The organism is Streptomyces sp. NPDC001222, from assembly GCF_042896945.1.
GTDB lineage: Bacteria > Actinomycetota > Actinomycetes > Streptomycetales > Streptomycetaceae > Streptomyces > Streptomyces gibsoniae.
This window is the reverse complement of record NZ_JBIAXT010000018.1, coordinates 156,819-168,653: the sequence shown is the minus strand read 5'-3', so window position 1 is coordinate 168,653 and position 11,835 is coordinate 156,819. Positions and strand designations below refer to the sequence as shown.

Below are 11,835 nucleotides of genomic sequence, written 5' to 3'. Positions count from 1 at the left end.
CTCGGCTGGGAAACCCCAGCCGAGCGCCTGCATAAACTGCTCGCGGCCTGATCAACACGACCACGTGTTGCGACGACCCCTAGAAAGCACCGTGCGAGGGGGGCCTCACGGCCGTCGCGGGGGCGTCACACCAGAGGGATGGTCACCTCGTCCTCGACGGGCGAGTCGAGTTCCTGGCGCAGATTGCCGGTCGCCGCGAAGCAGCGCAGCCGGACGGCCTCGGGGGTGACGTCCAGACGCAGGAAGTTCTTGAAGAACGGCGGGCTGTAGGTGGCCGAACTCGGCGAGAAGAGCCGGGTGTAGACCTTGCGGACCGGCAGCCGGAACCGCGAGGTGCGGTCGGGGCGGCCACCAGCACCGAGCAGAGAGGCCACGAGGCGGGTGCGCAGGGTGACCCGGGTGGGTGCGCCGGGGGCGCGGGTGGGGGCGATGCCGAGGCGCTCGGCCATCACGGCGGTCGCCTCCGCCTCGGTGAGCGTGAACAGGCGCCGCAGCAGCAGTCTGCGCCCGTAGAGCCGGCTGTAGAAGGCGAGGGAGTCGCCGCGCAGCGGGTAGCAGCGGAAGTCCCGCTCGGTGACGTTCGCCACCGACACACGCGGGATGGTGTGGGTGGCGTGCATGAAGGCTCCTCCGCCGCCGGAGACCACGTACTGGATGGTGCGGCCGTGCACATCCACCGGATAGCGCTGGTAGTTGTGGATGTCACCGCCGATCGCGGCGACGTAGTGGTGGTCCGGGTCGCGGACCACGTCGTCGACGGTGCCGCCGCCCTCGATGGGGCAGGGGTGGTGCTCGCCGTCCACGTACAGCGGGGAACCGGTGACGAGGATCTTGGGGCGGGGGCCTCGCGAGACCTCGCGCAGCCATCCGCCCTGTTCGGCGTCGAGGGTGCCCAGCAGGCCGGTGTCGATACCGACGATACGGACGGGGCCGGCGTCGATCGCCCAGTACGGACCGGGCAGTCCGGCCTGCTGGGCGGGAGCCGAGCGCAACCTTCGTGCCTCGGCCAGGCGTTGTTCGTCCGGGGCGCCCGGCCGGTGCCACAGCAGGGAGCGCAGCCAGGCACGGCTCGGCGGGCGGGGTGCGGGCTCCGGCGCGGGCGGCCGGGCGTCACAGAAGACGCGCATGAACCCGTGCAGGTCCTCGTACCAGTCGTGGTTGCCGGGTATGGCGTAGATGGGCGCCTGGTAGTCCTGGTAGGGGCGGAAGAACTTGGTGCCGTAGTCGGCGGTGGCTCCGACGGGATAGATGACATCGCTGGCCAGGACGGTGAAGCGGGTGTCCTGACTCACCCTCAGAAAGCCGGGCACCACCGCGTACTGGGGCGCGTCGCCCTCACCGGTGTCCCCGATGACCATGAAGGAGAAGCGGTCGGGATCGTCGCGCCGGATCACCTTGTCGGCGGGTGCGCCCGCCGCCTCCTGCTGCTGCGCCCAGCGCGTGCGGGTACGTCCGGTGGGGTCGCCGAACCAGGAGGCGAGCACCCCGTTGCGGGCCACCCAGAGGGTCTTCGGGTTGAGCCAGGAGAGCTTCTCCACCTGACGTGGCATCAACTCTTGGTAGGTGCCGCGTTCCGCGGCTCCCCAGCCGGCGCCCTCGGCCGTATCGCGTGAAGATTCGGACATCGCAGAACCGTAGCAATGATCCCTACGGCGAGAAGAAGGAGAGGTGAGGGAAGTGGGTGAGTCCAGGTGTCCGGCCGCCGTCGGGCGGGACGACGGCGGCCGGACCCATGGACCGATGTCCCCTCTGGGCCTCATGTCCTTGGCCGAGGTGCGGAGGTGACTGTCCGTCAGGCACGGGCGAGAAGGTCCGGGTGTCCGTCTCCCGGGAGGTCCAGAGCCCCTTGGGCGGCCAGGGCGAGGGCACGTCGGTCGGTCCCGGTGTCCGTGAGGAGCACCGGTTCCACCCGGACCTCCGCGACGAGCCGGTGTGCCGACAGCACGCGCCACAGGGACGGCAGCAGGGAGTCGCTGCCCACGAACGCGGGCGCGGTGCTCGCCGGTCCGCCGTCGTGCCGGTAGTGGAGCCGCACCGGCTGGACCGGGACGCCCGCGTCGAGTGCGGCCTGGAAGGCCGCCCGCCGGAAGTACCCCTGCGACCGGCCGCACCAGGTGCTGCCCTCGGGGAAGACCACGACCGCCGATCCGGCGCGCAGACCGTTCGCGATCCTGGCGACCGTGTCGGGCAGCGCCCGCAGCCGGTCACGGTCGATGAAGAGCGCGCCGCTGCGGGCCGTCAGCGCACCGGCCACCGGCCACTGCCTGATCTCGGTCTTGGCGAGCATCCGTCCGGGGCGGACTGCGGCGAGCAGCGGGATGTCCAGCCATGAGATGTGGTTCGCGACCATCAGCAGACCGCCGTGGGACGGAGCGGCCCCGGTGATCCGCAGCCGGACGCCGGCGGCACGGACCACCGTCCGGCACCAGGCCCTGATCATCCGCTCGCGGACCGGGACGGGCAGTCGGCACACCAGCGGGGAGAGGACGGTCCCCGCGACCACCACGGTCACCAGGGCCATGAGCCGCAGGACGGCGCGCGGTGCGGCGGCCGCCGACGTCGTGGCGTCCACGCAGGAGCGCGGGGAACAGGGAGCGCTGGGCAGCCAGGCGCTCGCGGGAGCAGCAGCCGAGGGCTTCGCCTCGGTGCCCTGCGGCCCCGGTGCCGGCGTGCTTGCGCCGGGGCTCACGGGTGCCGGAGTCCCACGCCGAGGGCGCAGCCCCAGCGCGGGACGGTACACGGCCTGCGTACCGGTCCTGAACATGGTCGTCACGCCGGCACGAGCGAGAGGAAGTGCCGCAGATAGCGCGCGTTGACCCGGCGCATCGACAGCAGGACATAGAGGTCGGCGACACCGAAGTCCGGGTCGTGCGCGGGCTCCCCGCAGACCCAGGCGCCGAGCCGCAGGTAGCCGCGCAGCAGCGGGGGCAGCTCGGCGTGCCCGGCCGGGGCCGGGGCCTCCGGCCGCCAGGGCAGCAGCGGACGTACGCGGTACTCCTCGGGGGCCATGTACTTGGCCTGGACCCGCTCCCAGGTGCCCGCGGCGAGCGCGCCGCCGTCGGCGAGCGGCAGGGAGCAGCAGCCGGCCAGCCACTCGTGGCCGCCGTCGATCATGTAGCGGGCTATCCCCGCCCAGATCAGTCCGATGACGGTGCCGTCGCGGTGGTCGGGGTGGACGCAGGAGCGGCCGACCTCGACGAGTCCGGAGCGGATCCCGGCCAGCGGGCCGAGGTCGAACTCGCCCTCCGAGTACAGCCGCCCGGCGATCGCGGCCCGCTCGGGCGGCAGCAGCCGGTAGGTGCCGACGACCTGGCCGGTCACGGTGTCACGGACGAGCAGGTGGTCGCAGTACGCGTCGAAGGCGTCGACGTCCAGGCCGGGCTGCGGGGTGGACAGGAGGGCGCCCATCTCCCCGGCGAAGACGTCGTGGCGCAGCCGCTGGGCGTCCCGGACGTCGGCCTCGTCGCGGGCGAGGGTGACGGTGTAGCGGGTCGGTGCCACGGGCGATGGGGGGCTGGCGAGGGTGGTAACGCCGGTCATGGCTCTCTCCTGGTCACGGGCCGGTTCGGCGGGGCGGCTGCAGACCGGGGCTGTGCGGTCTGTGCGCTCCTGTTCTTCCGATGCCGGTTGGCCTGCGCGTGACCGCTGCCAGGAGGGCGGATGTGGGAATGTTGAATGCCAGGGGTGACCGGTGACGCGGGGCGGCCGACCCGGCGGGTTCACGGGGCCCGCGAGGGCGCTGGCGGGACCGGGGTTGAGCACCACGCCCGGTCCCGCCCGTCCGCACCCTGCCGGCGAACGGCGTGCGGCCGGCGCCGCCCGTCCCAAGCGGCACCGGCCCGTCCATGGGGCGCCTGGTGCTGCGACCGGGAAGCTTCACCGGCTCGCGACGCCCGGCAAGCGTTCCCTGCCACAGCCCTAGGACCTGTCGTCAAACCCACGTCGTCGCCCGAAGGGCGGCCCTGCGGCGTCAGGTGCGCCCTCCGGGGGGTACCCCCGGCTCGAAGAGCTTGGGGAAGTACCGGGCGGAAGCCCTCGTACTGGGTGTACGTGGGGTTTCGCCCGGTGCGGCGGTGGGGGCACCGCCCCCGCGAACGAAGCCGAGCGTGGGGGAGCGTGCATGGCGTCGCGGGGCAGGCGGGAGTTTGACGACAGGCCCTGGGGGGTGTCGGATCAGTTCCCGCCGGGCGCGCGACTCCGCCGGCCCGGCGGCTGGGAGGTGCCCCCAGGCACGGCACCTCGCCGCGTTGCCGGATCACCCGAGTACGTCCGGTACGCGGATGATCCACCGCCTTGCGATGCTCCCCCGGCTACCGCTGGGAGGTGCCCCCTGCGCCGGACGCCGCGCGCTGATCCGGCGCGAACTGTCAGACACCCCTAGCGGCGGGCCGCCTTGCGGGTGGCTCGCAGCCACTCCTTGTTCATGTTGGTGATGGAGACCAGCGGGATGCCCTTGGGGCAGGCTGTGGCGCACTCGCCGGTGAGGGTGCAGCCGCCGAAACCCTCCTCGTCCATCTGCGCCACCATGTCCAGCACCCGGGTCTCGCGCTCGGGCGCGCCCTGCGGCAGCACATTGAGGTGGTTGATCTTCGCCGAGGTGAACAGCATGGCCGCGCCGTTCGGGCAGGCCGCCACGCATGCCCCGCAGCCGATGCACTCGGCGTGCTCGAACGCGAAGTCGGCGTCCGCCTTGGGCACGGGTGTCGCGTGGGCCTCGGGCGCGGAACCGGTCGGGGCCGTGATGTAGCCGCCGGCCTGGATGATCCGGTCGAAGGCCGAGCGGTCGACGACCAGGTCCCTGATCACTGGGAAGGCGGAGGCCCGCCACGGCTCGATGTCGATCGTGTCGCCGTCCTTGAAGGACCGCATGTGCAGCTGGCAGGTGGTGGTGCGCTCCGGGCCGTGCGCGTCGCCGTTGATGACGAGCGAGCACGCCCCGCAGATGCCCTCGCGGCAGTCGTGGTCGAAGGCGACCGGGTCCTCGCCCTTGAGGATGAGCTGCTCGTTGAGGGTGTCCAGCATCTCCAGGAAGGACATGTCGGACGAGATGCCGTCCACCTCGTAGGTGGACATGGTGCCTTCCGCGTCGGCGTTCTTCTGCCGCCAGACGCGCAGGGTGAGCTTCATGCGTAGCTCCGCTGGGTGGGGTGGACGTACTCGAAGACCAGGTCTTCCTTGTGCAGGGTGGGCGCCTCGCCGGTACCGGTGAACTCCCAGGCGGCCGCGTAGGCGAACTCCTCGTCCCGACGGGCGGCCTCGCCGTCCGGGGTCTGGGACTCCTCGCGGAAGTGTCCGCCGCAGGACTCGCTGCGGTGCAGCGCGTCGAGGCACATCAGCTCGGCGAGTTCCAGGTAGTCGACGATGCGGTTGGCCTTCTCCAGCGACTGGTTGAACTCCTCGCCCGTGCCGGGGACCTTGATGCGCCGCCAGAACTCCTCGCGGATCTGCGGGATGCGCTCCAGCGCCTTGCGCAGGCCCGTGTCCGTACGCGCCATGCCACAGAACTCCCACATGAGCTCGCCGAGTTCACGGTGGAAGGAGTCGGGGGTGCGGTCGCCGTCCACGGACAGCAGCAGGTTGACCCGGTCCTCGGTCTCGGCCAGCACCTCCTGGACGGCTGGGTGGTCGACGGTCACCTGATCCTGGTGCGGGTTGCGGGCCAGATAGTCGTTGATCGTCGACGGCAGGACGAAGTAGCCGTCGGCGAGGCCCTGCATCAGCGCGGAGGCGCCGAGGCGGTTGGCGCCGTGGTCGGAGAAGTTGGCCTCGCCGACCGCGAACAGGCCCGGGATCGAGGTCTGCAGGTCGTAGTCGACCCACAGGCCGCCCATCGTGTAGTGCACGGCCGGGTAGATCCGCATCGGCACCTCGTACGGGTTCTCCGCGGTGATCCGCTCGTACATGTCGAAGAGGTTGCCGTACTTCTCCTCGACCTTCTTCCGGCCCATGCGCTCGATCGCGTCGGCGAAGTCGAGATAGACGCCCTGGCCGCCGGGTCCGACGCCGCGGCCCTCGTCGCAGACGTTCTTGGCGGCGCGGGAGGCGATGTCGCGGGGGACCAGGTTGCCGAAGGAGGGGTAGATGCGCTCCAGGTAGTAGTCGCGCTCGTCCTCGGGGATCTGGTTCGGCGGACGGTTGTCGCCCTTGGCCTTCGGCACCCAGATCCGGCCGTCGTTGCGCAGCGACTCGCTCATCAGGGTGAGCTTGGACTGGTGGTCGCCGGTGCGCGGGATGCAGGTGGGGTGGATCTGTGTGAAGCAGGGGTTGGCGAAGTAGGCGCCGCGCCGGTGCGCCCGCCAGATGGCGGTCGCGTTGGAGTTCATGGCGTTGGTCGACAGATAGAAGACGTTGCCGTAGCCGCCGGAGGCGAGGACGACGGCGTCCGCGAAGTACGTGTCGATCTTTCCGGTGATCAGGTCGCGGGCGACGATGCCGCGGGCCCGCCCGTCGACGACGATCAGGTCGAGCATCTCGGTGCGCGGGTGCAACTCCACGTTGCCGGCGGCGATCTGCCGGGAGAGCGCCTGGTAGGCGCCGAGCAGCAGCTGCTGGCCAGTCTGGCCGCGGGCGTAGAAGGTACGGGAGACCTGGACGCCGCCGAAGGAGCGGGTGTCGAGCAGGCCGCCGTACTCGCGGGCGAACGGTACGCCCTGCGCCACGCACTGGTCGATGATCTCGACGGAGATCTGGGCGAGGCGGTGGACGTTGGACTCGCGGGCCCGGAAGTCGCCGCCCTTGACGGTGTCGTAGAAGAGGCGGTGGATCGAGTCGCCGTCGTTGCGGTAGTTCTTCGCGGCGTTGATGCCGCCCTGCGCGGCGATGGAGTGGGCGCGGCGCGGGGAGTCCTGGTAGCAGAACTGGACGACGTGGTAGCCCTGTTCGGCGAGGGTGGCGCCCGCGGAGCCACCCGCGAGGCCGGTGCCGACGACGATGATCGTGTGCTTGCGCCGGTTGGCCGGGTTGACCAGCTTGGCCTCGAAACGGCGGGTGTCCCAGCGCTCGTTGATCGGGCCCTTCGGCGCCTTGGTGTCGACGACCGGCTCGCCGGTCGTGTAGTCGGTGTATGCGGCGGAGGCAGTCATGTCAGCTCACCACTCCGGTCATGACGCCCACGGGGACGGCGATGAAGCCGACCGTGAGCAGCAGCGCAAGGACATTGGCAATGGTCTTCAGGGCGCGGTCGCGGGTGCGGCTGCCGACGCCGAGGGTCTGAGCGGCGCTCCAGAAGCCGTGCCGGATGTGCAGGCCGAGAGCGAGCATCGCGACGATGTAGATGACGTCGCCCCACCAGGTGGAGAAGGTGTCGACGACGTTCTGGTACGGGTGGCCCTCCTGGAAGCCGCCGGAGTGCACGGTGCCGGTGGTCAGGTCGAGGAGGTGCCAGACGAGGAACAGGCCGAGGATGATGCCGCCCCAGCGCATGGTGCGGGTGGCGTAGCTCGCCCGCGGTCTGGGGTGCACGTACTTGCTCGGGCGCGCCTTGATGTCACGGCGGCTGAGCTGGTAGGCGGAGACGGCGTGGGCGACGACGGCGACGATCAGCGCGACGCGGATCAGCCAGAGCGTCCACTCGTAGTGCATGAACGGTTCGCCGACGGTGCGCAGCCAGTGGGCGTAGTGGTTGAACTCGCCCGCCCCGAAGTAGATCTTCAGGTTGCCGATCATGTGGGCGACGAGGTACAGCAGCATGATCAGGCCGCTGACCGCCATGACTGTCTTCTTGCCGACGGTCGAGTCCCACACAGTGCGGGCCATGGACGGCCGTCGGTCCGTCCGCGTTGCCAGAGCCATGGCAGGAACGCTAGGCCGAAGTTCCCCATCGGTCCAAGACATGGTGCGCCTTGTTTCGATAGGCCAGCCCTATCCTGGCTGCATGCAGTTCCAGCAGCTCCAGTACTTCGTCGCAGTCGCCGAGACCCGGCACTTCACCCGGGCCGCCGATCTGGTCCATGTCGCCCAGCCGTCGCTGTCCCAGCAGATCAAGGCGCTGGAGCGGGAGCTGGGGGCTGATCTCTTTCTCCGGGCGCGCGGCAACATCACGCTCACGGACGCGGGCGAGGCGCTGCTGCCGCTGGCCCGCCGGATCCTCGCCGACGCGGACACGGCCCGTCACGAGGTGCAGGAGCTGGCGCAGCTGCGCCGGGGCCGGGTACGCCTGGGCGCGACGCCGAGCGTGTGCACGGGCCTGCTGCCCGGCGTGCTGCGCGCCTTCCACGACCGCTATCCCGGCGTCCAGCTGCTGATCGAGGAGGGCGGCTCCCACGATCTCGTACGGGAGCTGGCCCGCGGCGCCCTCGACCTGGCGCTGGTCGTGCTCCCGCTGCCCACTCCCTCACCCGCGCTGACCACGGTGGAACTGCTGCGCGAAGACCTGGTGGTGGTGTCCTCGCCGGACGCCCCGAGGCCCGGTGGCGGCCGCCGCGCGGTCCGGATCCCGGACCTGGAGGGCGAGCGCCTGGTCATGTTCCGCCATGGCTACGACCTGCGGGAACTGACCGTGGCCGCCTGCCGCGCCGCGGGCTTCGAGCCGGACTTCGCGGTGGAGGGCGGCGAGATGGACGCGGTGCTGGGCTTCGTCCGGGCCGGGCTCGGGGTGGCGGTCGTGCCGCGCATGGTCGCCGTGGGGTCCGGGCGCGGGTTGCGGGTGACTCCGCTGGCCCGGCCCGGACTCCACCGGACGATCGCGCTGGCCCACCGCAGCGATGTGGCGCCGCCGCGGGCGGCGAGGGAGCTTCAGCAGATGCTGCTGGAACGCTGAGCGGGCCGTCCGCAACAGCCCCTGCCACCCGCCCGCGCGGCTCCCGCCGCCCGCATCGCCCGTACGGCCGTGGAGGGTTCAGCCCCTCGCGTCCGCCAGCGCCAGTTCGTGCAGCCGCTCCGGCGGGCCCGGGCGGGCGTAGTACCAGCCCTGGGCCGTGTCGCAGCCCAGGATCCGCAGCTGCTCGGCCTGGGCGCCGGTCTCCACGCCCTCGACCGTGACCGCGAGGTTCAGGCTGTGGGCGAGCGAGACGATCCCCTCGACGATCTTCAGATCGACGGGGTCCGCCGGGCACTGCTGCATGCTCTGGGTGAAGGAGCGGTCCAGCTTCAGGACCCGTACCGGAAGCCGGCGCAGGTTGGCGAGGTTGGAGTACCCGGTGCCGAAGTCGTCGAGTGCGATGTCCACCCCCATCTCCGCCAGGCAGCGCAGAGGTTTGAGCAGGTCGTCGTCCGCCCCGATGAGCGCCGACTCCGTGACCTCCAGGCAGAGCGCGTCCGGTTCCAGACCGGCCTGCTCCAGGATGTCCACGGTGTCGGAGACCAGCCCCGGATGGGCGAGCTGGCACGGCGACAGATTGACGTTGATCCGCAGCGGGCCCTTCTCGTCGTGCGTCTGCTGCCACGCCCGGGCCTGCCGCACCGACTCCTGGAGGACCCACCGGCCGAGCGGCACGATCAGTCCGGTCCGCTCGGCGAGCGGGATGAAGCGGTCGGGGCCGAGCACTCCGTGCTGCGGATGCAGCCAGCGCACCAGCGCCTCGGCGCCGTGCACGGTGCCGTCACCGAGATGGACCAGCGGCTGGTACTCGATGAAGAACTCGCCCCGGTCCAGGGCGGTGGGCAGCGCCGTGGTCAGCCCGTGCCGGGTGATGGCGCGGGCGTCGGCCTCGGGGTCGGCGAGTTCGAAGCGGTTGCCGCCCGCCGACTTGGCCCGGTACATGGTGATGTCCGCGCTGCGCAGCACCTCCGCGGAGCCCCGCTCCCCCACAGGCCCCTCGACGACGCCGATGCTGCCGCGCACGGTCAGCTCCCGCCCGTCGACGCTGATCGGAGTGACCAGCGCGTTCATGATCCGTCCGACGAGTTCGTCGACCCCGCGCTCGGTGTCCGGCCCGGTGGTCAGCGCCACGAACTCGTCGCCGCCGAGCCGCGCCACCATCTCACCCGGTGCCGTGGCACACGCCTGGAGCCGGTCGGCGACCTCGACGAGCAGCCGGTCACCGGCCGCGTGCCCGAGGCTGTCGTTGATCGCCTTGAAACCGTCGAGGTCGAGGTAGCACAGGCCGAACCGCTGCCCCTCGCCCGCGCCGAGCGCCTTCTCCAGGCGCTCGAAGAACAGGGTGCGGTTGGGCAGTCCGGTGAGCGCGTCGTGGGTGGCCTCGTAGCGCAGCCGCAGATTCAGCAGGCGCCGCTCGGTGGTGTCCTCCATCAGCGCGAGCTGGTACTGCGGGGTGCCGTCCGCGTCCCGCAGCAGGGACACCGTCAGATTGGTCCACAGGACCGTGCCGTCGGGCCGGTAGAAGGCCTTTTCGACGTGGTAGTGGTCGCGCTCGCCGCGGACCAGTTCGTCGTACAGCCGCCACACCTGCGGCGCGTCGTCCGGGTGGGTCCACTCGGCGACGTTGCGCCCCCGCACCAGGTGCTCGGAACCGCCGAACATGCGCAGCAGTGCGCCGTTGACCTCCAGGACGTTGCCGTCCAGGTCGGCGATCCCGATTCCTATGGCCGCGCCCTCGAACACCGCGCGGAAGCGGGCCTCACTGGAGTGCAGCGCCTGCGCCACCACCCCCTGGGCGGTGAGGGCGGCCTGCGCGATGACCTCCTGCTCGGCGAGCGTGCACTCCTTCAGGGCCGCCGCGAAGCCGGCGGCCATCGCGTGCTGCAACCGGGCGGAGCGGGTCCGCAGGGCTTCCTGCGCCTCAGGGGAGGCGTCGGGATCGCCGCAGTAGAGCACCAGATAGGCGTCGACGCAGTCGAGCGTGCGGCTGAGGGCCTCCGGGTCCGTGCAGTGCGCCTCCGGGAGCGCCGCGCCGATCGCCTTGGCCGTGGGCGCGTCGAACGCCCGGGCTCGCAGTGCGTCGCACAGCCGCCTGGCCAGGGGCAGCAGTTGCTCCTCGAACTCCGGCCGCGTCAGCGAGGTCGAGGTCACCGGGTAGACGGCCCGGCTCCAGATCGTCGCGAACCGGCGCAGTCTGTCCTCCGGTCCGCCCGGTTCCCCGCTCACGCGGCGCGCCCCACGCCGGCGAATCCGGAGAAGGCATAAGGATCCTCGTCCTCGGGTGCCGTGTCGGGCCGCCACGTCGGCATCGGCACCAGTCCGGGTTCCACCATGTCGTACCCCTCGAAGAACCGCGCGATCTCCTCGCGCGAGCGCATGATCAGCGGATTGCGGATGTTCCTGTACACGTCGACCGTGCCCTCTGCGCGTTCCTGCGGCAGCGGGATTCCCTCGTACGAGGCATGCGTGAGGATGAGCAGGCTGCCCGGCGCGAGGGCGTCGCGCAGCTCGGCCACCGCACCGTACGGGTCGTCCGTGTCCTCCACGAAGTGCAGTATGGCAACGAGGAGCAGGGCGACCGGCCGGTTCAGGTCGATCAGTCGCTCCACCTGAGGGTTCGACAGTATCTCGCGGGGCTTGCGGAGATCGGCGGCGACGACGTCCGCGTCGTCGTTCCCCCGGAGAACTGCCTCGCTGTGCGCGACCGCGACCGGGTCGTGGTCGACGTACACCACACGGGCGCCCGGGTGCGCCCCCTGGGCCACTTCGTGCACGTTGCCGAAGGTCGGGATGCCCGAGCCGATGTCGAGGAACTGGGTGACGCCCTCCGCCACGGCGAAGCGCACCGCGCGGCGCATGAACGCCCGGTTCGCCTGCATGATCTTGGGGAGCCCCGGCATGAACTCCAGCGCCCTGCGCGCCGCCTCGCGGTCGGCCTCGAAGTTGTGCGAACCGCCCAGGTAGAAGTCGTACATGCGGGACACGCTCGGCACGGAGATGTCGATGCTCCGTGGCGCCCAGGCAGGACGCTCCATGTAGTTCTCCAAGGCGTAGACGACGGCGGGGGCGATCCGGTG

9 protein-coding genes are annotated in these 11,835 nt (G+C 71.2%); 1 reads left to right on the top strand and 8 read right to left on the bottom strand.

What is annotated here, in order from left to right; translation table 11 throughout:
* Positions 1–125: 125 nt before the first annotated feature.
* From ACFY2Z_RS24040 to ACFY2Z_RS24015, 6 genes are all read right to left on the bottom strand, one after another.
* Positions 126–1,625, bottom strand: coding sequence for a metallophosphoesterase family protein (locus ACFY2Z_RS24040; protein ID WP_390746148.1), 1,500 nt, complete (start codon positions 1,623–1,625; stop codon positions 126–128).
* Positions 1,626–1,792: 167 nt separating this feature from the next.
* Complete coding sequence (locus ACFY2Z_RS24035; protein WP_390746157.1) at positions 1,793–2,605, bottom strand: lysophospholipid acyltransferase family protein; 813 nt, start codon at positions 2,603–2,605, stop codon at positions 1,793–1,795.
* 164 nt (positions 2,606–2,769) lie between these two features.
* Complete coding sequence (locus tag ACFY2Z_RS24030) at positions 2,770–3,540, bottom strand: GNAT family N-acetyltransferase (protein WP_390746147.1); 771 nt, start codon at positions 3,538–3,540, stop codon at positions 2,770–2,772.
* A gap of 837 nt (positions 3,541–4,377) precedes the next feature.
* Positions 4,378–5,127 carry a succinate dehydrogenase/fumarate reductase iron-sulfur subunit gene (locus tag ACFY2Z_RS24025; RefSeq protein ID WP_390746146.1) on the bottom strand — a complete coding sequence of 250 codons (750 nt, stop codon included), beginning with the start codon at positions 5,125–5,127 and terminating at the stop codon, positions 4,378–4,380.
* A complete protein-coding gene (locus ACFY2Z_RS24020) occupies positions 5,124–7,082 on the bottom strand; it encodes a fumarate reductase/succinate dehydrogenase flavoprotein subunit (protein WP_390746145.1) in 1,959 nt (652 codons plus the stop codon). The genes ACFY2Z_RS24025 and ACFY2Z_RS24020 overlap by 4 nt, the downstream gene beginning before the upstream one ends.
* 1 nt (position 7,083) lies before the next feature.
* Entirely contained in the window at positions 7,084–7,755 is a 672-nt protein-coding gene (locus ACFY2Z_RS24015; RefSeq protein ID WP_390746156.1) for a succinate dehydrogenase, read from the bottom strand.
* A gap of 118 nt (positions 7,756–7,873) precedes the next feature.
* Here ACFY2Z_RS24015 and ACFY2Z_RS24010 point away from each other — a divergent pair, with 118 nt between their 5' ends.
* A complete protein-coding gene (locus ACFY2Z_RS24010; protein ID WP_390746144.1) occupies positions 7,874–8,758 on the top strand; it encodes a LysR family transcriptional regulator in 885 nt (294 codons plus the stop codon).
* 78 nt (positions 8,759–8,836) lie between these two features.
* Here ACFY2Z_RS24010 and ACFY2Z_RS24005 read toward each other — a convergent pair whose 3' ends face one another.
* Both ACFY2Z_RS24005 and ACFY2Z_RS24000 read right to left on the bottom strand, forming a co-directional pair.
* A complete protein-coding gene (locus ACFY2Z_RS24005) occupies positions 8,837–10,984 on the bottom strand; it encodes a putative bifunctional diguanylate cyclase/phosphodiesterase (protein WP_390746143.1) in 2,148 nt (715 codons plus the stop codon).
* Positions 10,981–11,793, bottom strand: coding sequence for an SAM-dependent methyltransferase (locus ACFY2Z_RS24000; RefSeq protein WP_390746142.1), 813 nt, complete (start codon positions 11,791–11,793; stop codon positions 10,981–10,983). The genes ACFY2Z_RS24005 and ACFY2Z_RS24000 overlap by 4 nt, the downstream gene beginning before the upstream one ends.
* Positions 11,794–11,835: the final 42 nt, after the last annotated feature.